The sequence below is a fragment of the Microbacterium croceum genome, from assembly GCF_023091245.1.
GTDB lineage: Bacteria > Actinomycetota > Actinomycetes > Actinomycetales > Microbacteriaceae > Microbacterium > Microbacterium croceum.
In genome coordinates this window covers 525,743-549,531 of record NZ_JAHWXN010000001.1, presented here as the reverse complement: position 1 = coordinate 549,531, position 23,789 = coordinate 525,743, and the positions used below count along the sequence as shown (strand labels likewise).

The 23,789-nt window shown below is 69.0% G+C and carries 19 protein-coding genes; 6 read left to right on the top strand and 13 right to left on the bottom strand.

What is annotated here, in order from left to right:
- Positions 1-8 precede the first annotated feature (8 nt).
- Positions 9-1,547 (top strand): carboxylesterase/lipase family protein, encoded by a 1,539-nt coding sequence (locus KZC51_RS02550; RefSeq protein ID WP_247628452.1) that lies wholly within the window; start codon positions 9-11, stop codon positions 1,545-1,547.
- A 42-nt stretch (positions 1,548-1,589) separates the two neighbouring features.
- Here KZC51_RS02550 and KZC51_RS02545 read toward each other — a convergent pair whose 3' ends face one another.
- The 10 genes from KZC51_RS02545 to KZC51_RS02500 form a co-directional block, all read right to left on the bottom strand.
- Positions 1,590-3,350: an alkaline phosphatase family protein gene (locus KZC51_RS02545; RefSeq protein ID WP_247628451.1), complete on the bottom strand. Its 1,761-nt coding sequence runs from the start codon at positions 3,348-3,350 to the stop codon at positions 1,590-1,592.
- A gap of 99 nt (positions 3,351-3,449) precedes the next feature.
- On the bottom strand, positions 3,450-4,493 hold the full coding sequence (locus tag KZC51_RS02540; RefSeq protein WP_247628450.1) for an ABC transporter ATP-binding protein: 1,044 nt from the start codon (positions 4,491-4,493) through the stop codon (positions 3,450-3,452).
- Positions 4,493-5,293: an ABC transporter permease gene (locus tag KZC51_RS02535; RefSeq protein ID WP_031205837.1), complete on the bottom strand. Its 801-nt coding sequence runs from the start codon at positions 5,291-5,293 to the stop codon at positions 4,493-4,495. The genes KZC51_RS02540 and KZC51_RS02535 overlap by 1 nt, the downstream gene beginning before the upstream one ends.
- A 2-nt stretch (positions 5,294-5,295) precedes the next feature.
- Positions 5,296-6,123 (bottom strand): ABC transporter permease, encoded by an 828-nt coding sequence (locus KZC51_RS02530; protein ID WP_247628449.1) that lies wholly within the window; start codon positions 6,121-6,123, stop codon positions 5,296-5,298.
- Complete coding sequence (locus KZC51_RS02525; RefSeq protein WP_247628448.1) at positions 6,120-7,199, bottom strand: extracellular solute-binding protein; 1,080 nt, start codon at positions 7,197-7,199, stop codon at positions 6,120-6,122. Before KZC51_RS02525 ends, KZC51_RS02530 begins: the two co-directional genes overlap by 4 nt.
- A 40-nt stretch (positions 7,200-7,239) precedes the next feature.
- On the bottom strand, positions 7,240-7,710 hold the full coding sequence (locus KZC51_RS02520; RefSeq protein ID WP_017829890.1) for a DUF3830 family protein: 471 nt from the start codon (positions 7,708-7,710) through the stop codon (positions 7,240-7,242).
- The gene (locus KZC51_RS02515; RefSeq protein ID WP_247628447.1) at positions 7,707-8,465 is read right to left on the bottom strand and encodes a gamma-glutamyl-gamma-aminobutyrate hydrolase family protein; all 759 of its coding nucleotides are present in this window, start codon (positions 8,463-8,465) and stop codon (positions 7,707-7,709) included. Before KZC51_RS02515 ends, KZC51_RS02520 begins: the two co-directional genes overlap by 4 nt.
- The gene (locus tag KZC51_RS02510; RefSeq protein ID WP_247628446.1) at positions 8,462-9,952 is read right to left on the bottom strand and encodes an aldehyde dehydrogenase family protein; all 1,491 of its coding nucleotides are present in this window, start codon (positions 9,950-9,952) and stop codon (positions 8,462-8,464) included. The genes KZC51_RS02515 and KZC51_RS02510 overlap by 4 nt, the downstream gene beginning before the upstream one ends.
- 114 nt (positions 9,953-10,066) lie before the next feature.
- Positions 10,067-11,092: an Lrp/AsnC family transcriptional regulator gene (locus KZC51_RS02505; RefSeq protein WP_247628445.1), complete on the bottom strand. Its 1,026-nt coding sequence runs from the start codon at positions 11,090-11,092 to the stop codon at positions 10,067-10,069.
- A gap of 237 nt (positions 11,093-11,329) precedes the next feature.
- Positions 11,330-13,873, bottom strand: a complete 2,544-nt coding sequence (locus tag KZC51_RS02500; RefSeq protein ID WP_247628444.1) for an FN3 domain-containing metallophosphoesterase family protein — start codon at positions 13,871-13,873, stop codon at positions 11,330-11,332.
- A 149-nt stretch (positions 13,874-14,022) separates the two neighbouring features.
- On the opposite strand from KZC51_RS02500, the gene KZC51_RS02495 reads away from it, so the two are divergent.
- Together KZC51_RS02495 and KZC51_RS02490 are read left to right on the top strand one after the other, a co-directional pair.
- The gene (locus tag KZC51_RS02495; RefSeq protein ID WP_247628443.1) at positions 14,023-14,313 is read left to right on the top strand and encodes a hypothetical protein; all 291 of its coding nucleotides are present in this window, start codon (positions 14,023-14,025) and stop codon (positions 14,311-14,313) included.
- An 80-nt stretch (positions 14,314-14,393) separates the two neighbouring features.
- On the top strand, positions 14,394-15,791 hold the full coding sequence (locus KZC51_RS02490; RefSeq protein WP_247628442.1) for a hypothetical protein: 1,398 nt from the start codon (positions 14,394-14,396) through the stop codon (positions 15,789-15,791).
- Between the two features lie 21 nt (positions 15,792-15,812).
- On the opposite strand, the gene KZC51_RS02485 is transcribed toward KZC51_RS02490, so the two are convergent.
- Positions 15,813-16,427, bottom strand: coding sequence for an HD domain-containing protein (locus KZC51_RS02485; RefSeq protein ID WP_308194280.1), 615 nt, complete (start codon positions 16,425-16,427; stop codon positions 15,813-15,815).
- A 39-nt stretch (positions 16,428-16,466) separates the two neighbouring features.
- On the opposite strand from KZC51_RS02485, the gene KZC51_RS02480 reads away from it, so the two are divergent.
- Positions 16,467-17,894, top strand: coding sequence for a CCA tRNA nucleotidyltransferase (locus tag KZC51_RS02480; RefSeq protein ID WP_247628441.1), 1,428 nt, complete (start codon positions 16,467-16,469; stop codon positions 17,892-17,894).
- Between the two features lie 228 nt (positions 17,895-18,122).
- Here the strand turns inward: KZC51_RS02480 and KZC51_RS02475 are convergent, their stop codons facing one another.
- Positions 18,123-19,022 (bottom strand): response regulator, encoded by a 900-nt coding sequence (locus tag KZC51_RS02475; RefSeq protein ID WP_247628440.1) that lies wholly within the window; start codon positions 19,020-19,022, stop codon positions 18,123-18,125.
- On the bottom strand, positions 19,015-20,520 hold the full coding sequence (locus tag KZC51_RS02470) for a sensor histidine kinase (RefSeq protein ID WP_247628439.1): 1,506 nt from the start codon (positions 20,518-20,520) through the stop codon (positions 19,015-19,017). Before KZC51_RS02470 ends, KZC51_RS02475 begins: the two co-directional genes overlap by 8 nt.
- Before the next feature lie 244 nt (positions 20,521-20,764).
- Between KZC51_RS02470 and KZC51_RS02465 the strand changes: the two genes are divergently transcribed.
- Together KZC51_RS02465 and exaC are read left to right on the top strand one after the other, a co-directional pair.
- Positions 20,765-22,087 (top strand): GAF domain-containing protein, encoded by a 1,323-nt coding sequence (locus KZC51_RS02465; protein ID WP_247628438.1) that lies wholly within the window; start codon positions 20,765-20,767, stop codon positions 22,085-22,087.
- A gap of 114 nt (positions 22,088-22,201) precedes the next feature.
- Complete coding sequence (exaC, locus tag KZC51_RS02460; RefSeq protein WP_247628437.1) at positions 22,202-23,752, top strand: acetaldehyde dehydrogenase ExaC; 1,551 nt, start codon at positions 22,202-22,204, stop codon at positions 23,750-23,752.
- Positions 23,753-23,789 lie beyond the last annotated feature (37 nt).

Below are 23,789 nucleotides of genomic sequence, written 5' to 3'. Positions count from 1 at the left end.
AAGCATCCGTGGACGATCAGGAATCCGTCATCGCACAGTCGGCGCTCGGTGCCTACGCAGGCCTCAGCGACCGAGGGATCGTCTCGTGGCGGGGCATCCGTTACGCCCAGGCCCCGGTCGGCGAGCGGCGGTGGTGTGCGCCCGTCGCGGTGGAGCCGCACAGTGGGGTGGCCGATGCGACCTCGTTCGGCGCCGTGTGCCCGCAGCGACCCAACCCCGCCGTGCCGCTCGGTCCCGATGCCGTGATGGACGAGGACTGCCTCTCGCTGAATGTCTGGACCGCGGACGGTGCGCTCGACGCCGCGCGCCCGGTCATGGTGTGGGTGCACGGTGGGGCCTACACCTTCGGTTCGTCGAGCCAACCGCTCTTCGACGGTCGACGAATCGTCGAGGACGGTGAAGTGGTCGTCGTCACCGTGAACTACCGCCTCGGGGGACTGGGCTTCGTCGATCTGACCGGCCTCGCTGAGCACGGGGAGGTCGTGGACAGCAATCTCGCGATCCGCGATGTGCTCCTCGCGCTCGAGTGGGTGCAGGCGAACATCGCCGGATTCGGCGGCGACCCCGCGCGGGTGACCGTCTTCGGCGAATCGGCCGGCGGAGGCATCGTGTCGACGCTGCTCGCCGTTCCCTCCGCTCGGGGGCTGTTCGCACGCGCGATCGTGCAGAGCTCACCGGCGAGTTCGGTCTACGGAACCGATCGCGCCCGCACCGTCGGGCAGCGGCTCTTCCGTGAGCTCGGGGTGAGGACCATCGACGAGGCTCGAGTGTGCAGCGCCGAGCAGATCGTCGAGGCGAGCATGGCCGTCTACGCCGAGGTTCCCCGTGAGACGCCCGGTGTCCTCCCGTTCGCACCGGTCGTCGACGGGGTGCTCATCCCGGAGCATCCGCTCTCCACCCTGCAGAACGGACGGGGCCTGCCGGTGCCTCTCATGATCGGCACGAATCGGGACGAGGCGACGCTGTTCAAGTACATGAAGTCCCCGCTCATGCCGATCACCGCCCCGACGCTCGACGCGATGTTCGACGCGATGGCATCCGAGTACCGGCGCGAGGAGCTTCCGAGCAGGGAGCAGGTCATGGCGGTCTACGAGGATGCCAGACACCGCGCGATCGGGCTCGGCATCGCGCGCGACATCGGATTCCGCATGCCCACGCTCTGGCTGGCAGAGGGACACAGCGCGGTCGCGCCCGTGTGGCTGTATCGATTCGACTTCACCACCACCATGCTGCGTCTGCTGGGCATCGGCGCCACCCATGCGACAGAGCTTCCCTACGTCTGGGGCAACCTCGACACCACTCCGAAGGACCCCACGTTCCTGCTCGGAGGACGCCGACGCGGGCGGGCCGTCTCGAAGCGGATGCTCGCCCGCTGGACCGCGTTCGCCCACGGTGGTGCGCCCGACGTCGACGGCGCTGATGCGTGGCGGACCTACGACCTCACCGACCGCTCGACGCTGGTGATCGATGAGCAGGATCGCGCCGTGCCCGACCTCGATCATGACCTGCGCGAAGGCTGGGGAGACAGGGTGCTCGCGTTCCGCTGATCCTTCGTCGAGTCGGGTACGACAGGTCGTCCGGTGACGGCGTCAGCCCTTCGGCGGACCGAACAACTCCTCACCGTGCTCGTGCAGCAGTCGGTAGGCGTCCGCGAAGGTCTCCGGCTCCGGCTCATCGGGGCGCCCGTAGCGGGCGATCAGCAGTCCGAGCAGTCCGCGCGCGGGGGGAGTGAGCGGCTTCTGCTGATCCTTCTCGCCCGGATGCGGCGGATTCTGCTCGGGGTTCGGCGGGGTGTAGGCGGGGGTCGTGATCGGCCAGTCGGCGGGATGCCGCGGCTGTTCGAGATTCACGACGCCGAGGATGTTGTTCGCGGACTCGTCCCGGTCGTTCAGGGGCTTCAGTCCGTGCAGGCGCGAGAGGGTCGCGGTCACCGAGCCGTGATGCATCTCGTCGTGGATGATCGTCCCGCGTCTCGTGTACGCCGACACCGCGATCGCCGGTACCCGGCATCCGAGGCGGTCGAACGTGAAGCCCATCTCGCCGGGACCGGTGTCGGGCGTCGGCTTCGTCGCGGAGGGCGGAGGCACGTGGTCGTAGCATCCGCCGTGCTCGTCGAAGGTGATCAGCAGCAGGGTGTTGACCGCGTTCGACCCCTTCGCCGACGCACTGGTGCGCACCGCCTCGTAGATGTCGTGGATGAGCCGGTCTCCGGCGCGCACATCGGAGATCGCGCTGTCGAAGATCTCGGAGCCGTCGACGTCGCTCGCGCGCACCTCGCCGAACGGCGGATGGAAGTCGTTGTGGTCATAGACCATGCGAGGCTCGATGAACGCGTAGGCCGGGAGCGTTCCGTTCCTGGTGTCGGCGTAGAAGTCCTCCATCGTGCCGAAGTGCTCGGTACGCCAGTACTTCTCGAGCACGGCGGCGTGCAGCATCCCGGTGAAGGAGACGAGCTGCAGCTTGTCGATGTAGACCTTCCATGAGATGCCGGCATCCTCGAGGCGGTTGAAGACCGTGGGCGCTGCGGGTGCGTCGAGCCACTTGCGGTAGCCGCCACCCGCCTGGTTGGTCACGAAGCCGTGCGAGGTGGAAGCGTGGAAGAACGAGCGGTTGCAGAAGGTCTGCGACGGCACTCCGGCGTACCAGTGGTCGAACACCGCGAACTCGGAGGCCAGGGTCGACAGCGTCGGCAGCATCTCGGGGGAGAAGGAGCCCATGATGTGCCGGGCCTCGTCGAGCGACGGCTCGACGCCCTTGCGTAGACGGCGCAGATTGACGAAGTAGTCGGTGAGGAACCCGGACATGGTCGCCTTCGTGCCGTGCGCCGGAGCGTTGAACGGGGCCTGCATGCCGTCGACGTAGAGGTCTGCGTTGGAGGCCGGGTCGATCGTGTCGAACAGCTGGGTGTTGACGTGCGGATACTCCTCGCCAGGATCCGGGTCGGGGAGGCTCATGATGCGATCGGTGTCGCCGGTGTGCACATGCGCGGGCACGGCGGTGCCGTCGGGAGCGGTGTTGCTGTGGTCGCCGAACGCGAGCCCGTCGAAGGTCTCGCCCTCGGGCAGCGTGTCCTTCGAGTACAGGTAGCCGAGGAGGTTGTCGAACGAGCGGTTCTCACCCATCACGACGACGATGTGGTCGAAACCCGGCTCCTTGCGCGGAGTGAGAGCGGCGAAGGGGTCGGGCTCAGCGGCGAAACCGCTGCGACCGTTCGCCGCCATGCCTGCGCCGATCGCGGCTCCGCCCGCCCCGCCGACGACGGCGCCGGCCAGTGCGGCACCGCCCATCTTGAGGAAGCCGCGACGGGAGGTGTCGGGTACGGGAGAGCGTTCGTCGTCGTCAGCGGCCACGAGCCGATCCTATGACCACGACCGGCTCGGCCGCAGGCCCCGGTGGTCGGGGGAGGGCCCGAGCCCAGGCGCCCGGGGCCGGAAGGCGGGACCCGGGGGTCAGGCGGCCGCGATCCAGAGCACGGCTCCGTCGCGCCAGCCGAGGCCGGCGGCGCCCTCGGGGATCGGCTCTTCGTGCCGCGGGCGGACGACGCGCAGCCGCCGACCGGCGAGCTCGACGATGTACACGATGTCGGCGCCGCGGTACACGTGCGTGACGACCTCGACGCCTACGGGAGCATCCGCCCCCACGGCCGGCGACAGTCGCAGGTCCTCCTGGCGCAGCACGACCTCTCCGGCACCGTCCGGTCCGGCTCCGGTCAGCGGCACCTGGACCGCAGTGCCGTCGAGGGTCGCGACGGCACCGGAGCGGGTCGCCGGAAGAAGGTTGGCCGCGCCGATGAAGTCGGCCGCGAAGGGAGTGCGCGGTGCGCCGTAGAGCTCGGCGGGTGCACCCTCCTGCTCGATCACGCCGGCGTTCATGAGCACGATCCGGTCGGACAGGCTCATGGCCTCCTCCTGGTCGTGCGTGACGAACACGGTGGTGAGGCCGAGCGTGCGGTGCAGTTCCTTAAGCTCGACCTGCATGTCCTCCCGCAGGCGGGCGTCGAGGTTCGACAGCGGCTCGTCGAGCAGCAGCACGCGGGGCTCGAAGGCGATGGCGCGGGCGAGCGCGACGCGCTGCTGCTGACCGCCGGACAGCTGTGCCGGCATCCGATCTGCCAGGTGGCCCATCTGCACCCGTTCGAGCGCCCGCACGGCCAGCTCCTTCTGCTCGGCCTTCGACTTCTCGCCCGACATCCGCAGTCCGAAGCGCACATTCTCTGCCACGCTCATGTGCGGGAAGAGCGCGTAGCTCTGGAACATCATGCCCAGGTGGCGCTTCTCCGGAGGGAGTTTCGTGACATCCTCTCCCGCGATCTCGATGGTGCCGCCGCTGGGCGACTCCAACCCCGCGATGCAGCGGAGGAGCGTCGTCTTCCCGCACCCTGACGGGCCGAGCAGAGAGACGAACTCCCCCGACTGCATCGAGAGGTCGATGCCCTTGAGCACCGACGTCCCCTTGAAGTCCTTGGTGAGTGAGGTGATGGTGAGTGTTGTCATCAGACGAACAACCTTCCCAGGCCGATGATTCGTTCGAGCACGATCATGAGGACGACGGTGAGCAGGACCATGAGGGTCGAGACGGCCGCCACGGTGGGCGACGTGCTGAACTCCAGCTGGCCGTAGATGGCGATGGGCAGCGTCTCGAGCTGCGGGGTGCGCAGGAAGAGGGCGATGACCGCATCGTCGAAGGAGATGTTGAAGGCGAAGAACGCGCCGGCCGCGATGCCGGGGCGGGCGATGGGGAGCACCACCAGGCGGTAGCGGTTCCAGGCGCTGGCGCCGAGCGTGCGGGCCGCCTCCTCGGTGAAGTGGTCGGCTCTGGTCATGACACCGGTGACGGTGCGCATGACATAGGGGATGGCGATGACCACGTGGATGGCGATCAGCACCCCGACGTTCGGGGCGCCGATCGTGAGGGACGAGATCGAGAGGGCGCCGATCGCGAGGATGATCGTGGGGATCGTCAGCGGCGACATCAGCAGCCCCTGGATCGCCGCACCGCCGGGGACCTTGAAGCGGGTCAGGGCGAGCGCGGCGGCGGTGCCGATGGAGGCGGCGACGATCGCGACCGTGATGCCGACCAGCAGGCTCAGCCGGAAGGGCTCCAGGTAGGTGTCGGAGGTGAGTGCCTCGACGTACCAGTCGAGCGTGAAGCCCTGACCCGGGAACGTGAGGAAGCGGTTCTCGCCCACCGACGCACCGGCGACGACCATGAGGGGGACGAGCATGTACAGCGTCACGACGACGCCGAGGACGATGGCGAGGACTCTGCCGAGGATCGGAACGGAACGGACCATGGTCACACCTTCTGCTTCCCGAGTCGGGACGTCGCTGCGAGCACGAGCATGACGCCGGCGAACAGCAGCACGGCCTGCGCGGCCGCGAACGACCAGTCCAGGTTGGTGGTCGCGTCGACGTAGATCGTCTGGGCGAACACCGGGATCTGCGCCCCGCCGATGAAGCGGGGGGTGATGAACGAGCTCACCGAGAGCACGAAGACGAGCGAGGCGCCGGCGACGATGCCGGGGATCGCCAGGGGGAGGACGACGTGTCGGAGCGTGCGCCAGAAGCCGGCGCCGAGCGTGCGCGACGCCTCCTCCAACTGCGGGGTGATGCCGGAGATCACACCGAGGATGCTCAGCACGGCGAACGGCAGGAGCACCTGCACCATCGCGATCACGACACCGGTCTCGGTGCCGAGGAAGCCCTGGGTGCCGCCGACCAGGAACTCGGCGCCGGGGATCTTCATCAACAGACCCGACGGCCCCATGAGCACGACCCAGCCGAACGTCCGCACGACGACGCTGGTCATGAGCGGCAGGATGACGACGATGAGGAGGAAGGAGCGCACCTTCGACCCGGCGCGCGCCATCACGTACGACAGCGGGATGGCCAGCACGAGGGTGATCACCGTCTGGATCACCCCCAGGCGGAGCGAACGCAGCGCCGCCTGGAGGTGATATTCACTCGTGAACAACCGGGTGAAGTTGTCGAGGGTGAACCCGCCTGCCGACGATTGCACGCTCATGAGGAGCATGCCAGCCACCGGGGTGATGAAGGCGAGCGCGAGCAGCACGATCGCCGGCAGGAGCAGGAGCCAGGGCTCCCTACGGGTTCGGACGCTCATTTGGTGATCAGCGCATTCCACTCGTCGGTCCAGGACTGCCGGTCGGCGGCGATGTCGCCGGGCGCGTAGACCACGACGTTGTCGAGCTCGTCACCGGTCAGCACCGCATCCGCGGCGTCGCCCGAGAGCTCGGCCTTGGTGTTCACCGGCGAGTACCGCATGTTCTCCGCGAAGACGGTCTGCGCTTCGGGGCGCAGCTCGAAGTCGATGAAGAGCTTGGCGAGGTCGGGGTTGTCCCGTCCTTCGACCACGTTGGCCGTGATGAGGGATGCCGTGGCGCCCTCCTCCGGAACGATGAACTCGACCGGGAGGCCTGCATCCTGCAGGGTCCCCGCGTAGTCCATCGCGTAGGGGGCGATCCACGTCGCGCGCTGGGCGAACGCGGTCTGCAGGTCGGGCGAGGTGGGCACGACGATCGCGTCACCGGACGATGCCAGGGCACCGAGGTCGGCGATCGCCTGCGACGGGTCGTCGATGCCGCCGCCGAGGGCATCCGCGACACGGAGCATGGAGAGCACGCCGTACGTGTTCGAGAAGTCCGTGAGCGCGACGTGCCCAGCGTAGGCATCGTCGAACAGGTCGAGCCACGAGGTCGGCGCGGGCGCGTCGGCCTCGGTGTTGTAGACCAGCCCGATCGGGGCGAGCTGGATGACGGGCCCTTCGCCGCGCTCGAGACCGGCGGTGGCGAGGTCGATGAGGTCGCCGGACTCCGAGAGCTCGTCGGCCGCGATCGGGGCGATGAGCCCGTCCTGGGCCGCGGTGAACTCCTGGCCACCGGAGAAGTGCACGACGTCGATCTGCGGGCTCGCCTTCTGGGCGGTGACCTGCGCGAGGGCATCGGCGCTGTAGAGCGTGATCAGCTCGACCTTGGCGCCGGTCTCCTCCTCAAAGGGATCGACGACGGCCTCGATGAAGGCCTTCTCCCAGTCGCCACCGAACGAGGTGACGACGATGGTCTCGCCGGCGAACTCCTTGTCGCCGCCTGCGGTGGTGTCGTCACCGGCTGCACAGCTGGCGAGGACGAGGGCTCCGGCGGCGACGAGCGCTCCGGTCGTGAGAATTCTGCGGGTATTCATGCACTGCTCCTTCGGGATGGGTCCAGCACGGAATGGACGCCTAGACCAGGCGTCCGATGGTGAGCTGCTTCGCTCCGTCGATGCGGATCGCCGCGCTCTCCTTGGCGAACTCCGCCAATCCTTCGGTGATGCCGCCCCAGATGTTGACGGGTGTCCATCCGAGCGGGCCGAGAGTACGTGCACCACGATCGTAGAAGACTCCGATCTCGTACCACTCGAACGGCAGGCCGCCCATCTGCATCGGACGCTGCCAGTACCACTGCAGATCTCCCGGTGCGGGCACGACCTGCTGGTTCTCGAACGGCACCTTCTCGGGGTCGAAGTTCTGTGCCTCTTCGGGGAGGCCGACCATGACCTCGGGTCCGGCGTACATCGCGTGCATCGCCTGCATGGTGACCGGCTTCTCCAGCGCACCCCACATGGCCTCGCACGTGCGAGGGGCGAGGTCCTCGAACAGGGTGGCGACGGCGCGGACGCCGTTCTCGTACTCGAGGAAGACCTGCTTGGTCATCGTGTTCCTTTCTCCGCAGCGGCGTGTTCCGCTGCTCGTTCATGGGCGGCCGAGACGAACGCCGCGAACAGCGGGAGCTCCTCTGCGGCCTCGACGGGGTCGATCATCTTCTCGGGGTGCCACTGCACGGCCCAGAAGGGCCAGTCGCCGTCGGCTTCGACCGCTTCGACGATCCCGTCCGGCGCCCACGCGACGGGGCGCAGACCGGGGGCGGGGATGTCGACGGACTGGTGGTGGATGGTGTTCACGACGCGTTCGCGCACGCCGTAGAGTGCCGCGAGCCGGCTGTCCGACGCGAACGAGACCGGATGCCGGGCCGAGAGCTGCTCATCGGCACCGCGCACGGGGTGGTGGTCTTCGGTCGAGGGGATGTCGACGATGAGCGAGCCGCCGAATGCGATGTTGCTCACCTGGAGGCCGCGGCAGATCGCCAGCACGGGAAGGCCGCGCTCGCGGGCGCCGAGCGCGAGCGCGATCTCGAATTCGTCGCGAGCCGGGTCGTAGGTCTTCTCGGGTTGCGGCTGGGCACCGTAGCGGGCGGGGTGCACGTCTTCGCCGCCCGAGAGCACGAGTCCGTCCAGGCGGTCGAGCACCTCATCGACCCCTGCGGTCGGCGGCAGCAGCACGACGGCTGCGCCCGCGGCCTCGAAGGGTGCGGAATACTCGGTGCCCAGGCTGTGCGCAGGGCGCCCTGCACCCAGGTCGGTGTCGATGAAGCGGCGCCACGTGGTGATGCCGACGAACGGGCGGGTCATGAGAGCGCGATCCAGGTGGTCTTCAGGTCGGTGAACTTCTCCATGGCGTGCAGGCTCTTGTCGCGACCGAAGCCGGAGCCCTTGACCCCGCCGAAGGGGATCGTCATGTCGCCCTCTTCGAAGCAGTTGACCCAGACGATCCCGGCGCGCAGTCGGCGCGAGAGCGTGTGCACGGCGTTCAGGTCGTTGCTCCACAGCGCCGCGGCCAGCCCGAACTCGGTGCCGTTGGCGATCGCCAGGGCGTCCTCCACGTCGTCGTAGGCGATCACGGAGAGCACGGGGCCGAAGACCTCGCGCTGGGCCACCTCGTGCTCCGGGGTGACGCCGAGCACGACCGGGGCGAAGTAGCTGCCGCCGTCGACGGCGTGGAACCGCTCAGCGCTGCCGGCGGCGAGCACCCCGCCTTCGGCCTGGGCGCGCGCCACGAATCCGGTGATCCCGGCGAGCTGCTTCTCGCTGACGATCGCGCCCATCGAGGTGGTGACGTCGAAGGGGTCGGCAGGGAGGCTGTTCCTCGCCACATCGGCGGCGATCTCCAGCGCGCGCTCGTGCTGCGAGCGCGGCACCAGCAGGCGGGACGATGCCGTGCACATCTGCCCCTGGTTGTAGAAGCAGCCGTCGGCGGTGGCGCGCACCGCGTTCTCGAGGTCGGCATCCGGCAGCACCAGGCTCGCGGTCTTGCCGCCGAGCTCGGGCCAGACGCGCTTGCCGTTTGATGCGGCGGAGTAGCCGAGGAAGCGTCGGCCGACCTCGGGCGAGCCCGTGAAGGTCACGACATCGACGTCGTCGTGCTCGCCGAGCGCACGGCCGGCGATGTGTCCGGCGCCGGGGGTGACGTTGAGCACGCCGGCGGGGATGCCGGCTTCGTGGGCGAGCTCCGCGAGGCGGAGCGCCGAGAAGGTGGTGTGCTCGGCGGGCTTGAGCACGACGCTGTTGCCGACGGCGAGTGCGGGGGCGAGCTTCCACGCGGTCATCGTGAGGGGGAAGTTCCAGGGCACGACGGCCGCGACGACACCGGCCGGCTCGCGGGTGACGAGCGCCAGGCTGTCCGGCGCGGTGACGGGCATCTCGTCGAGGACCTTGTCGGCGGCCTCGCCGTACCAGCGGAAGCAGTTCACGACCGCGCGGAGCTCGGTCTGCAGCGCCTCGCGCACGGGCTTGCCCATCTCGAGCGAGATGGTGAGGGCGAGCTCCTCGGCGTTGTCGTGGATCTTCTGCGCGAACGCGATGAGCAGCTGTCCGCGCTCGCGGGGCGCGATGCGCGACCACACGCCGGAGTCGAAGGCGCGGCGTGCGGAGCGCACAGCCCGGTCGACGTCGGCGACCGATGCCGCAGAGACCTCGGGGAGGATCCGTCCGTCGCGGGGGCTCGTCGGGGTGAGGGGTTCGGCCGAACCGGCCTCCCAGCAGCCGTCGATGAACATGCGGGTGCGCAGGCGCAGGGTCGCAGCGCGATCCGCCCAGTCGTCTCCAGTTGCCGTGAACACGGTCGTCCTCTCCAGGGGTGAAGGCCCTGGAGAGATAGTCGCCCTATTTCGCCATTAGGTCAAGGGTTGGCGAACGATCTCGCCATTTCTTTACATGTCCGTAACAGAATCGGCCTAAAGGCGGATCGCTCCCGTCGGCATATCGATGGCCAGCGCCTCGGGCGCCTCGTCGACGATGAGTGACCCGCGCAGCACCGGCGTGATCACCACGAGCGATTCGACGACCTCCAGGCCGTCGTGCCCCGCCACCGCGGGACCGGTCAGGAACTGGTAGAACTCGTCGGCGTCCTTCACGAGCACGTTCGCGAGCAGCTGCGAGGTGCCGGTGGTCGCCGCGATGAACTTCACCTCGGGCGCGGCCGCCAGCGCCGTGCCGACCTTCTCGAGCCGATCCATCGGCACACGCAGCCACACCAGAGCCTCCAGCCCCAGGCCGAACAGGCTCGGCACCACCTCGGTGCGCGGGTGCATCAGACCGCGGCGGTTCAGCGACTCCATGCGCCGGCGGGTGGTGGTGACGTTCACGCCGAGGGCGCGCGCGAGCTGGGCCACCGGCATGCGCCCATCCTTCAGGAGCAGCGTGATGAGCGCTTCCTCCTCGTCGGTGAGCGCATCGGCGGGGTCGACCTCCGACCCCGAGGACTCGTCGAGCATGCGCGCCTGCTCGTCGGTGAGCACTCCGGCGCGCCAGTCGTGGCCGGAGCGGAAGAACTTCAGCACCGTGGTCACGTTGATCGACGCGATGCCTTCGAGCTCGGGGAAGTCGGTGAAGAGCAGTTCGCGGATCGAGGCGTCATCGCGTGGCAGCAGCATCCCGGCGATGTCGCTGCTGCCTTCGAGGACCGAGACCGACGAGGCATCCGACCGGCGGGCGAGCGTGCGGGCCACGTGCCAGAGGGCATGCGGCTCTGTGGTGATGCGGAAGAGCACGGCGCGAGCGTGCAGCACCCGGGCGGGATCCACGTAGGTGGAGACGCGGACCAGTCCTCGGTCGAGCAGGCGCTGGCCGCGGCGGGCGACGGTGCGCTCGGGCAGATCGACCGCGCGGCCGATCTCACCCCACGAGGCGCGGCCGTTCACCTGCAGGGCCGCAGCGACGATCCGATCGGTCTCGTCGGCCATCACATCGTTCGCGGGCACGGGCTTCTCCTTCGGCGGGACGGACTCGGAGGAAGGTTATCCCAGTACGGCCTCCGCTCCCCGCGCACGACTTCGGAGATGGCGGACGACACGCCGTGCAGGATGCCGAAACCACGGCGCGTCGTCCGCGGCATACGAAGCTGTGCTCGGGGCCCCGAACCGGACGCGACCCGACGGATGAGCAGGGGCGCCGCCGAGGCCGAAGCCCCGGCGGCGCCCCTGGTCGGATGCCGACGACTACTCGGCGTCCACCTCTGCGTGCGGGCGGCGACGGCGCATCGCGAACAGGCCGAGGCCCAGCGCGAGAAGCACCACGGCACCGATCACGTACGGCGCACTGTCGGCCCCGGTCGTGGCGAGGTCGCCGTCGGTCGAGCCTCCGGTGTTCCCGCCCGGGGTCTCGTCGCCCCCGGTGGACGCCGCGGTCACGGTGAGCGAGGCCGTGACCTCGGTGCCATCGGCGCGGACCACGGCGAGCGTGTGCACGCCGGCCGGAGTGTTCGCGGGGATCGTCAGCGTGCGGCGGAAGGCACCGTTCGCATCGGCGGTGGCCGTGCCGAGGTCGACCGGGTCGGACCGCAGTTCGAATCGCAGCTCGGCGTCGGCCGCGAAGCCGCTTCCACTCACCGTGACGGTTCCGCCGGCAGCGACGGATGCCGTGCCCAGCTCGATCTCGGCCGGAACCTCGGGCTCCGGGGTGACGGGCGGCGTGACCCCCTTCTCGGTGACCCACTTCTCACCGGCATCCGACTTGGTCACCGTGAAGGTGTCGTAGACGGCACCGACGGGGAGGTCGGTCGTGGCGTTCTCGGTCTTCTCGGCGAGGTACGAGCGGTAGACCAGCTGGTTCTTCGACACGTCGATCACCTGGTAGGTCGTGACGCCCTGACCGCGCAGCACCTGGGTGGCGCCGTTGTTGGTCCAGACGTTCTTCTCGGGAGTCTCGAGGTCGTAGTGCTTCGCGCCCGAGTTCGACACGACGTACACCGGGCCGGTCGTGAGACCGGGGGTCTCGGTGGCGTCGGTGTTCACGTAGCCGCGGGCGTAGGTGTGGTCATGGCCCATGAGCACCAGGTCGATGTCGTTGCGCTGGAAGATCGGCAGCCAGTCGGCGCGCAGCACCGGCTCGTCGCGACCCTCGGACGCCGAGAGCACCGGCTGGTGGAAGGTGACGACGTTCCACTTCGACGGACTGTTCTGCAGCAGCAGGTCGAGCCAGGCGCCCTGGAAGCGGGTCCACAGCACGTCGACCTTGTTCGCGGGGCAGTCCGTTCCGGTGCAGGACGGGAGTCCGGCCGGGGTGAGGAACGTCTTGTCACGGGTGGCGTTCAACGTGATGAAGCGCACGTCCTGGTAGTCGGTGTAGTACGCGGTCTCGGCGGCGAACGAGCTCCAGTGGTCGAAGAACGCGCGGTACTGCTGCGCGACCTCGGAGTCGCCCTTCGCGAGGTCGGCGAGCTCGCCGACCGAGCTGGTGGACGGGTTGTTGTGCGGGTACTCGAACGCGGCCTTCCACGCCGTGAGCAGCTTGTCTCCGGAATACTCGTGGTTGCCCGGCGCCGCCATCACGTTGGTGCGGACCGCGGAGTCCTTCATGCCCTTGAACCAGTTCAGCCACTCGTTCTCGTTGCTGGACGTGTTGATCAGGTCGCCCGCGTGCACGGATCCGATCGATCGCGGAGCATTCGCCTCGGCCTGCTTCACGACGCTCGGCCAGGTGGTGTCGAGGCCGATCTGCGCGTCGCCGTAGTAGATGAACTGGAAGTCCGTCGCCTTCGGGTCGGCGGTGCGGAACTGGTACCAGTCGCTCCAGCTGCCCGGCAGGCCGACGCGGTAGCGGTACTCGGTGGCGGGGGTGAGGTTCGTCACCGTCGCCGAGAAGTGCTTGTTCGGGTTGCCGTTGACGACGCCCGCGTCGTAGGCGTCGATCGTGCGGCTGTCGCCACCGGCCGCCGGGGCGATCTCGACCTGCCCGACCGTGTGCGAGGCGTCACCGGCGAGCCAGGTGAACGCCTGCGAGACCTCGGGGTTCTCGGTCGGGGTGAGGATGACGCGGGTGGGAGCGGCGACGACCGGGGTGCCGGGGTCGGCCGCCTCGATCAGCGTCAGCGACGACATGTCGAAGTAGATGTCGGAGCTGGACTCGCGGTCCTGGAACAGCGAGACGGCGATCGTGTTCGTGCCGTCGTGCAGCAGCTCGCCCTCAGCGCTGAACGAGCTCGTCAGCGGGTCGCCGTTCGAGTCGCCGGCGTACTCGACGTTCGTGGTGTCGGTGATGCGGCCGTCCACGTAGCGGGCGACCTCGGTGCCGTTGATCCAGACGATGATCGCGTCGTCGTACGTGATGGTGCTCTGCAGGGCGGCGACCTGCTCCGCCACGCCCGCCTCGAGCTCGAACGTGGTGCGGAAGAAGTACGTCGGCACGGTCGGCGCCTTGGTGCCGTCGAGGTAGTGGGTGAGCAGCGTCTTCGGCGTCTGCGGGCCGACCGCGCCGAGCTTGCCGTTCTTGGCGCCGAACGAGCCGGGCGCCGTCTTCCAGGTGCTGTCGTCGTAGGCCGGGAGCGTCCAGTCGCGCAGGGCCGCCGGCGCGGGCGACGGGTCGGATCCGTCATCCAGGTAGTGCCAGGCGGTGTCACCGGAGATCAGTGAACCCGTGGGCACCTCGGGTTCGGGTGCGGCGAGGGCCGCGGGGGCGACGACGGCGCCGCCGAGCAGGGCGAGGAGCGCGACGGAGGTGAGTCCGTGGCGCCGCCACCGCACCGCAGGGGTGGGGGAGGTCATGTCAGTCCTTTGTGGGGTGAGGATTTCCGTGCTCAGCCGCACGGGGCCCCTTCAGCCCATCGGTGCGGGATGACCGCGGGCTGACCTCCGGGCAACCGGCAGATGAACGGATGCTGCGGCAGCCGGCGTCGCATCGATACCCTGGGGGCATGAGCGACTCCGGAGACTCGATCGATGCCCGCGTCGCGGCAGTGGAAGCGGACTTCCGCGCCAGGCAGACCCGGCTGTTCCTCGGGTTCGCGCTGGTCGAGGGTCCGGTGCTGCTGATCCTCGCGGTCGCGATCTTCGCCTTCGAGGTGATCGACCCCGATGTCGGCGTCTGGCTGCTCGTCGCGGTCGCCCTGGTCGGCGGGTTCCTGATGAGCGCGCTGCTGGTGCGTCAGATGCAGGCGCGCACGCAGGCCCTCGCCCAGGCCAAGGGGGAGAACCCGCTGTTCTGACGCGTCTGGCGGCCGGATCGTATACCGGTGAGCCGCCCGGATCTCGGTATGGTCGGTCGAAACGATCCCGGGGGGCGATCATGGGGAAGAAGAGCGTCGTCGACTGCCTTCGCGAAGTGCTGCAGCGCCGGAGAGCAGCCGACCCGCCGGCCGATTCGGAAGAGCCGGTGTCGCGCACCGGCGGCGTGGACGCGGATGCCGTGGTCATCGCCGAGACGAGGTATGCCCGGTCGCTCCGGCGCACGGCCGGTCGCGCGTCGCTGGTCGGGATGCTGCTCGTGGCGGTGCAGCTGCTGTTCGTCTGGTTGACCGGCCTCGTTCCCGACAGCGGGACGTCGCCGTTGACGCTCTCTCCGGCCACGCTCGGCCTCGACCAGGGCGGTGCTGCCCTGGTGCTGCTCCTTCCGGCATCGATCGCCTTGCAGGTGCTGCTACGGATGCCGCGGGACCACGAGAACATCGAGCCGGAGAATGCGATCGCTCACCGGCAGTTCTGGGGGCATGTCGCCGGGGTCGTGGCCATGTCCTCGGCGTTCGTGGCGCTGTCGACGTTCCTCGGCGCAGCGGCGTCGCGCTTCCCCGAGACCTTCGATGTGGTGCAGGTGTTCGGGGTGCCCGTTGGAGCGGTGATGACGCTGCTCATCGCGGCGGATGCCGCGACCCTCGCCGATCTGGAAGCGGAGAAGCTGAGTCTGGCATCGTCGCGCACCGGAGCGGTGATCGCGCGCATTCGAACGGCCATCGACCGCATTCCGGGTGAGCGCGACCCGCATCCGCGACGCTCGCTCACCCTGCGCGGGGGGATAGTGACCGTGCTGACGATCGGGGCGGGTGCCTTGCTCGTGCAGGCGATGCTCGATCGTGTCGGCTTGACCGTGGCCTACGTCGTGTTCGCTGCGGTGCTCACCCTCTTCGCGGTCGGGGCGGCTCTCCAGGCGATACCGTCGGCGCTGCAGGCCAGGGTGCTCGACACGATGATGCTGCCCATACCGCCGGCGCTCGTGTCGGTCGTCGTCGCCATGGAGGGAGGCGTCACGGCGATGAACCTCGGTTCCGGTGACGAGCTTCCCCGATATCTCGTTGGTCTCGCGTACGGGTTTCTGATCCTGGTGCCGCCGGGGGCGGTCATCGCTGCACTGATCCTCCTGCCGGGCACGAGGAAGAGGTCGCCTGCACTGCTGGCTGCCGCTCGATCTGCACTCGAGGCACAGGTCGAGCGCCTGCAGCAGGTGCGGACCAAGAGCGAACCGGAACCGTGGCGGGTGTTCGCCGTGGTCGCCATCCTCCTCAGCCCGCTGCCGCCGGCATCGTTCGTGCTGGTCGTGATCGCCAGCTGGCTGCGGCGCGCGAGTGACGATACCCGTCGTGGTCTGCTCGTCGCGGCGTGGGTGGTCGCCGCACTGGTCGCGGCGCTGGAAATCGCCGCACTGCTGCTGCCGATCTACGGCGAGTTCCTGGGATGGTTCCCCGGCTCGTAGCGCCGGAGTCGCCGCCGCGCGTCAGAACGTGCGCTCGAGCGGGTGGTTCTCCAGCTTGCCGACCACGCCGCCGGTGACCAGCCGGTGAGCGGCGGTGTGCGGCTTGCGCGCCGCCTGGGCGACGACGCCGTCGCCGAACTCACGGGCGAGCTGGAGGCGCGGGTACTCGGCCAGCACCTCGCGAATGAAGTCGGCGGGAAGCGCGTCGGGTCGCGCGCCCGAGATGTCGAGACCGGTGCCGATCTCGAGCAGGTAGCCCTCGATGTCCATCGCGGGGTCGACCGACGGCCAGTTGTGTCGGATGATCACCTCGAGCGCGCGGCGGCTGCGCTCCGCGTCCCACCCGGCACCGGTCGTGAGTGCCACGGCGACGTGCCCACCCGCCTCTTCATACGACAGGTCCACGTTGTCGAACGCAGGGACGATCCCGATATCGTGCAGCATCGCCGAGACGTACAGAAGCTCGTGATCGATGTCACCGCGGTCTTCGACGACGGCGAAGGCCTCCGCCCACAGCCACGACCTCACCACATGGTTCTGGATCGACGCGGAGTGGTACTGCGCCGCCAGGGCCCTGGCGGCGCGGGCCGCAGGCGTGGCGGGAGGCGTGAATGTGCGCAGGTGCATGATGGGCATCAGATTACCGGCGCGACCCCGCCCGGTACGCTGGAACCCATGCTCAACATGGCTGACGGCCTCGCTCGTCTCGGTGCGCTCGCCGAGAATCCGGTCGTCCGCACCCTCGCCACGGCCTTCGCGGATGCCGGATTCGACCTCGCCGTCGTCGGCGGCCCGGTGCGCGACGCGCTGCTCGGCCGCGAGACGCACGATCTCGACTTCACGACGAATGCCTCGCCGGACGAGATCCTCGCGATCGTGAAGCCGATCGCCACCGCGCACTGGGACATCGGTCGCGCGTTCGGCACCATCGGCGCCCGCGTGCAGGGCGAGCAGGTCGAGATCACCACGTACCGCGCCGACAGCTACGACGGCGTGACGCGCAAGCCGACCGTCGAGTTCGGCGACTCGATCGAGGGCGACCTGGTGCGGCGCGACTTCACGGTCAACGCGATGGCGCTGCGGGTGCCTTCGGTGAAACTGGTGGATCCGACCGGGGGAGTGGAAGACCTCGTCGCCGGCATCCTGCGCACTCCTGCCGACCCGCGCATCTCGTTCGGCGACGATCCGCTGCGCATGCTGCGGGCCGCCCGTTTCAGTGCGCAGCTCGGGTTCCGCGTCGAAGATGCGACGGCTGACGCCATAGCCGAACTGCGTGAGACGCTGAAGATCGTGAGCCCCGAGCGCGTCCAGTCGGAGCTCGTGCGCCTCATGCAGAGCGATGACCCGGTGCGCGGCATCCGCGTGCTGGTGCGCAGCGGACTGATCGACGAGTTCCTTCCCGAGGTCAGCGCGCTGCGTCTCGAAGTCGATGAGCATCACCACCATAAGGACGTCTACGAGCACTCGCTCACGGTGCTGAGCCAGGCCATCGAGCTGGAGAAGTCCCGCAATCCGGGCGCCGAGCCCGACGTGGCCCTGCGCATCGCCGCGTTGCTGCACGACATCGGCAAGCCGCGCACCCGCAAGCTCGAAGACGGCGGCATCGTCACGTTCCATCACCATGACGTGGTGGGATCGCGGATGGCTCGCAAGCGGATGCAGGCCCTGCGCTTCGACACCTCCACGACGGATGCCGTCGCCACCCTCATCGAGCTGCACCTGCGGTTCTTCGGCTATGCCGAGGGCGCCTGGACCGATGCGGCCGTTCGACGCTACGTGCGCGACGCCGGCGACCAGCTCGATCGCCTGCACATCCTCACCCGCGCCGACGTGACCACGCGCAACAAGCGCAAAGCCGCGCGCCTCGCGGGCGCCTACGACGACATCGAGTCGCGGATCGCGGCGCTGCGCGAGCAGGAGGAGCTCGACTCCATCCGTCCGGAGCTCGACGGCAACCGCATCCAGCAGGTGCTGGGCATCACGCCGGGGCGCGAGGTGGGGGAGGCGTACAAGTTCCTCCTCGAGCTGCGTCTCGACGAGGGCGTGCTCGGCCCCGAGGTCGCCGAGGAGCGCCTGCGCGCGTGGTGGGCCGCGCGCGGCTGAGGCGGCTCCCTCGTGGTCCCCGTGAGGGGCCTTCGCCCCAGCCGAGACCCCTCACGGTGAGGAGGCTCCATCGTCTCCTCGGGCACTCTCCACAGATCCGTGCCCTTGACCGCTCCCCTGGGCGGTCCGAGGGATGCGCGGCGCGGTGGCGACTCCCCGCTCATCGCGCGGTGGCATCCTTCTCCCGAATCCTCTCGGACGCCGGCATGCGGCAGAGACGCAGATGTGTCATTCCCCGCGTCCTGGACGCGTTCTGTCCGTTTTTCGTCGCGATTCCGGCTCCTTCGCCGCGTGCGTCTGCATTGCACGCCAACGAGCGGGCGGCACTCCGTGCACCTCCTGGAACGCGCGCCGCATGGTGCGGACGCAGCTGAAGCCGCTGCGGCGCGCCACCTCCGTCATCGTGAGCCGCTCCGCCCCGAGGATGAGCATCGCGGCGACACCGACCCTGTGGTCGCGGATCGCATCCTGCACCGCACGATCGGCTCGTGCGTAGGCACGCTGCAATTGACGGGCCGACACATGGAGCGTGTCCGCGAGAGTGTGCAGGGTGAAGTCGACGGAGTGCCCGTGATCGGCGATGCGACGATCCGCGAGTTCGCGCAGGGCGTCGAGCGGATGCCCGGCGAGGATGTCCTGTTCCGTCGGGTCGTCCGGTCGCGCGACCGAAGCGCCGATCTCGACGAAGCCGTTGTGGATCACCCCGTCGATGTCCGCCTGTCCGTCGAAGCTCTGACGAGAAGCCAGCGCCGTGCGCACACGGGCCACGGAACGGAGCTGCGTGCGGAGCTCGCGCACCGAGAACGGCTTCGCGAGGTAGTGGGCGACGCCCAGCATCCGCATCTGGTCGATGCTGCGGGCACGTCGGTCTGCGGTGACCGCGATCACATCGACCTCGTTGCCCAGGCGGGTGCGCAGCATCCGGAGCACGTCGATTCCCGAGATCCCGGGCAGCTGCAGATCGAGTAGCACCACATCGGGAGGTTCGCTCGTCATCATCTCCACCGCCTCCTCGCCCGAGTAGGCGACCCCCGTCACGACGAATCCGGGAGTTCCCTCGACGAACATCCGATGCAGCTGCGCCGCCATCGGCTCGTCGTCGACGATCAGGACTCCGAGCTCAGGCATCGGGGAACCTCCACTCGTCGGAATCCGGCACCGGGAGTCGCGCCTCGAACTGCGCGCCACCCAGTTCGGACGGACGGCACACGCATGACCCGCCCAACCGGGTGACGGCGCCTCGCACGATCGCGAGACCGTATCCACGCGCGTCGCGACCGGTCTTCGTCGTCATGCCGAGCGCGAAGATCTGACCCCTCAGATGTTCCGGGACCCCGGGCCCGCTGTCGTCGACCTGGATCGTCACCTCGAGGCCACGCCCATCGCCCGCGGGCTGAGAACGGATGCTCAGGCGCACCCGGTCATCCACCTCGCAGCTCTCGACGGCATTGGAGAGGAAGTTGCCCACGACCAGCAGGCCGGCCTCTGTGAACAGCGGTTCCGCGCCCGCGAGGTCGGGCAGAGCGGCACCGGGCGCGACGACGAGCTCGATGCCGCGTTCGCGTGCGCGAGCCCGGTGCGCGTAGACGAGTGCGCGCACACTCGGGTCCTCGATCCCGTCCGCAGGCATGCCGAACTCCCCGGACACCCCACCGGCTCGAACGAAATCCAGCGCGCGATCCGGCTCCTTCATCTCCAGCAGTCCCTCGATGATGTGCAAGGTGTTGGCGAACTCGTGTCCGCGCGAGCGCAGCGCATCGATATGACTCTGCGCTCCGTCCAGCTCGCGCAGGAGCGAGGCATCACGTGAGTAGTCCCTGAGCATGACCAGCCGGCTCTCGCCCGCGGCGTGCGAGAGCGTGAGATCGGATGACAGCATCAGCACGCGGTCACCGATCTGGATCAGATGAGCGTCGAGCGCGTGACCGCCGTTGCCGCCGCTCGCGGTCGAGAGCACCTCCTCCGCGCTCCGGCCGATGTCGGCGTGCGTCACGGCGAGGAGGTCCTCGGCCGCGCGATTGAACCACAGGAGCCCGCCGTCCTTGTCGATCCCGATCGCCGCGTCGGCGATGCTCTCCAGCAGCGTCGCCCTTTCGCGCACGATCTGGTCGACCTGCTCCGGCTCCATGCGGTACGCCGCGCGAGTCATGCGCACCGACAGCACACGCAGCAGGATGAAGGAGGGCGCGGCCGCCCCGATGATCAAGAGCGAGACGGGCAGGGCGATGCCCATCACCCGACTGCCGAGCCAGCGCTGATCGATCTCGACGAACAACCAGCCTCCGCGTGCGAGCGGAAACGAGAATCCCGGTCCGGTCGATGCCCCCGGCTCGTTGCCGAGCCCGTCCACGTGTCGCCCGATCGCTCCCTCGCCGTCAGGACCCTCCGCCGCGATGATGTCGCCGGTGGCATCGACGACGGCGTACAGGGACAGCGGTCGTCCCAGCGGGCGGGAGTCTCCGCTGAGCACGCGATCGGCGATCTCATCGGCGACCGGACGCTTCAGCATGCCGAGGACGCCGCGCTCGTTCTCGGCACCCGCGAACGTCAGAGCGCCCACCAGCGTGACGGCGAGAAGGATCGCGAAGACGAACGTCTGCGCGAGGAGCACGGCTCTGCGCGACATCCTCCTCGCGCCACGGTGTCTACGATCGGCGCGGATCGCCGATGACCCCGTCTGCACATCCCCTCCGACCCTGCTCTTGCTGGTCTAGTGCTGCGACCGATTCGGACGCAACGCAGCATCGCGGTTTCCCTCACTTCCGGGGTGCTGCGGATTCGACGCCGATCGGGTGATCCGCGCTCTGTGCCTCGCCGCGTCAGCGTCGTACACTGGCAGGACGCTCCACCGCTGATGATCGGAGACTGCCGTGTCTGCCTTGTGGCACGACTCCCGGGACGTCCAGCCTGCGACCTCCCGTCTCCTCATCGAGCGTGCGCACGAGGAGTTGCTGGCGGGCAACCTCGACGACCAGCGTCTCGCGCACGTGCGCCCTCTCGTGCGGGAGTCATGGGAGCGGTCGTGGCGTCGTCGCGTCGGCCCCGAGGCCGCGCCCGTGATCGAGCTCGTGAGCGAGGAGCTCGAGACCTATCGCCTCGCTCATCCCCTGGCCTCCGCGATGGACATGATCCGGGCGCTGTTGCTGCCGGGCGACGCCGAAGACAACGGGGTCGTCATCGCGGTCGGCGACCAGGCCGGGCGCCTGCTGTGGATCGAGGGCGACCGGCAGCTGCAGTCCCTCACCGACGGGATGGGGTTCGTCGCCGGCGCGAACTGGGCGGAGGACGCCGTCGGCACGACCGCCCCCGGCACCGCCCTCGCACTCGGTCAGTCAGTGCAGATCCGCGGTGCCGAGCACTACAACCGGCTCGTGCACCCGTGGTCGTGCTCGGCGGCTCCGGTGCGGGACCCCGAGACGAAGCGCGTGCTCGGCGTGATCGACATCACCGGCGGTTCAGAGGTCGTCAGCCCGCAGGCCCGACTCCTGGTCGATGCGACCGCTCGCGCCGTGGAATCCGAGCTTCTGGTGGCACGGCTGCGCTCACGGGCCGAGACGCCGTCTCGCCCTCATGCGGCGGCCTCCCGCACCCGCGCCACCGCCCGGGCGACGCTGCACGTGCTGGGGCGCGATCGGGCGCGGCTCGAGACCGAGTCCGCGCACGAGGAGTCGATGATCGAGCTCAGCGCCCGGCACGCCGCCATCCTGCTGATGCTCGCGGTGCACCGGCAGGGACTCTCGGCCGAGCGTCTGTGCGAGCTGGTCTACGGCCCCGGGGTCTCTCCCGACACTCTGCGCCCCGAGATGGTGCGGTTGCGCAAGGTGCTCGAGCGCGCGGCCCCCGACCTGGTGCCCGAATCGCGTCCCTATCGGCTGCCGCTGCCGCTCGACACCGATGCGCACGATGTGCTCTCGCTGCTCGACCGCGGAGCGCACCGCGTGGCGCTGACGGCCTACCGCGGACCCGTGCTGCCGGAATCGACCTCACCCGGCGTCGAGGAGTTCCGTGAGTCGGTGCGCGCCGGTCTTCGAGAGGCGATGCTGTCGGAGGCGAGCCTGGATGTGCTGCTGGCCTATGCCGAGATCCCCGAGGGGCAGGCTGACGTCGAGATCCTGCGCCTGGCGCTCGAGATGCTGCCCGCCCGGTCGCCGAAGCGCGCCAGCCTGGTCGCCCGCATCGAGCGAGCCGAGTAGCGCCGGGACCGACTGCAACTGCTTGCAACGTTGCGCACCCGGGTGCAACCTCCCGCGACCTACCTTCGGAGGACACGCCGCAGCACCGACGCGCGGCCGGTCGAAGGAGTCACGATGACCATCGTCGAAGAAGACGTGTCCACCGCCTACACGGCCCCGGGGCAGCCGGGGGCCCTTGCGAACTACCGCGCTCGCTACGGCCACTACATCGGCGGCGAGTTCGTAGAGCCGGTCAAAGGCCAGTACTTCGAGAACGTCAGTCCCGTCAACGGCAAGCCGTTCACCGAGGTCGGCCGCGGAACCGTGGAAGACATCGACCGCGCGGTCGATGTCGCCTGGCAGGCATTCGCGGGCTGGGGCAAGACGAGCCCGGCCGAGCGCTCCGTGATCCTCAACAGGATCGCCGACCGCATCGAGCAGCACCTCGAGGAGATCGCCATCGCCGAGACCTGGGAGAACGGCAAGCCGGTGCGCGAGACGCTGGCCGCCGACATCCCCCTCGCGGTCGACCACTTCCGCTACTTCGCCGGCGTGCTGCGGGCGCAGGAGGGCGGCATCAGCCAGCTCGACGAGAACACCGTCGCGTATCACTTCCACGAGCCGCTGGGCGTGGTCGGCCAGATCATCCCCTGGAACTTCCCGATCCTGATGGCGGTATGGAAGCTGGCCCCGGCGCTCGCCGCGGGCAACTGCGTCGTCATCAAGCCGGCCGAGCAGACGCCGGCATCGCTGCTGTTCCTGTTCGACATCATCGGCGACCTGCTGCCGGCCGGCGTCGTGAACATCGTCAACGGCTTCGGCATCGAGGCGGGCGCTCCGCTGGCTCAGCACAAGCGCATCCGCAAGGTCGCCTTCACGGGCGAGACGACGACCGGCCGCCTGATCATGCAGTACGCCTCGCAGAACCTGATCCCCGTGACGCTGGAGCTCGGAGGCAAGAGCCCGAACGTCTTCTTCGAGGACGTCGCCCGCTCCACCTCCGACCCGTTCTACGACAAGGCGCTCGAGGGCTTCACGATGTTCGCGCTCAACCAGGGTGAGGTGTGCACCTGCCCCTCGCGCGCACTGATCCAGCGCTCGATCTACGACGGTTTCCTCGCCGATGGACTCGAGCGGGTCAAGAAGGTCGTGCAGGGCAATCCGCTCGACCCGGCGACCATGATCGGCGCGCAGGCCTCGAACGACCAGCTCGAGAAGATCCTCAGCTACATCGACATCGGCAAGCAGGGCGGCGCCCGCCTGCTCACCGGCGGTGAGCGGGTCGATCTCGGCGGAGACCTGAGCGAGGGATACTACGTCGCTCCGACCGTGTTCGAGGGCACGAACGACATGCGCATCTTCCAGGAGGAGATCTTCGGGCCGGTGCTCTCCGTGACCTCGTTCGACGGCTTCGACGACGCGATCTCGATCGCCAACGACACGCTCTACGGCCTCGGTGCCGGTGTCTGGAGCCGCAGCGGCGACACCGCCTACCGCGCCGGCCGCGCGATCGAGGCCGGTCGCGTCTGGACGAACACGTACCACCAGTACCCGGCGCACGCCGCGTTCGGCGGATACAAGCAGTCGGGCGTCGGGCGCGAGAACCACAAGATGATGCTCGACCACTACCAGCAGACCAAGAACCTCCTGGTCTCGTACGCGGAAGGCCCGATGGGCTTCTTCTGAGTTCATCCCCGGGCGGACGCTGCATTCTCAGCGTCCG

What these genes read in the sequence shown, in the direction of transcription:
- KZC51_RS02540 (WP_247628450.1), bottom strand. Translation starts at nt 4,493, where the DNA reads ATGACAACACTCACCATCACCTCACTCACCAAGGACTTCAAGGGGACG.
- KZC51_RS02535 (WP_031205837.1), bottom strand. Translation starts at nt 5,293, where the DNA reads ATGGTCCGTTCCGTTCCGATCCTCGGCAGAGTCCTCGCCATCGTCCTC.
- KZC51_RS02530 (WP_247628449.1), bottom strand. Translation starts at nt 6,123, where the DNA reads ATGAGCGTCCGAACCCGTAGGGAGCCCTGGCTCCTGCTCCTGCCGGCG.
- KZC51_RS02525 (WP_247628448.1), bottom strand. Translation starts at nt 7,199, where the DNA reads ATGAATACCCGCAGAATTCTCACGACCGGAGCGCTCGTCGCCGCCGGA.
- KZC51_RS02520 (WP_017829890.1), bottom strand. Translation starts at nt 7,710, where the DNA reads ATGACCAAGCAGGTCTTCCTCGAGTACGAGAACGGCGTCCGCGCCGTC.
- KZC51_RS02515 (WP_247628447.1), bottom strand. Translation starts at nt 8,465, where the DNA reads ATGACCCGCCCGTTCGTCGGCATCACCACGTGGCGCCGCTTCATCGAC.
- KZC51_RS02500 (WP_247628444.1), bottom strand. Translation starts at nt 13,873, where the DNA reads ATGACCTCCCCCACCCCTGCGGTGCGGTGGCGGCGCCACGGACTCACC.
- KZC51_RS02495 (WP_247628443.1), top strand. Translation starts at nt 14,023, where the DNA reads ATGAGCGACTCCGGAGACTCGATCGATGCCCGCGTCGCGGCAGTGGAA.
- KZC51_RS02490 (WP_247628442.1), top strand. Translation starts at nt 14,394, where the DNA reads ATGGGGAAGAAGAGCGTCGTCGACTGCCTTCGCGAAGTGCTGCAGCGC.
- KZC51_RS02485 (WP_308194280.1), bottom strand. Translation starts at nt 16,427, where the DNA reads ATGCCCATCATGCACCTGCGCACATTCACGCCTCCCGCCACGCCTGCG.
- KZC51_RS02480 (WP_247628441.1), top strand. Translation starts at nt 16,467, where the DNA reads ATGCTCAACATGGCTGACGGCCTCGCTCGTCTCGGTGCGCTCGCCGAG.
- KZC51_RS02475 (WP_247628440.1), bottom strand. Translation starts at nt 19,022, where the DNA reads ATGCCTGAGCTCGGAGTCCTGATCGTCGACGACGAGCCGATGGCGGCG.
- KZC51_RS02470 (WP_247628439.1), bottom strand. Translation starts at nt 20,520, where the DNA reads ATGTCGCGCAGAGCCGTGCTCCTCGCGCAGACGTTCGTCTTCGCGATC.
- exaC (WP_247628437.1), top strand. Translation starts at nt 22,202, where the DNA reads ATGACCATCGTCGAAGAAGACGTGTCCACCGCCTACACGGCCCCGGGG.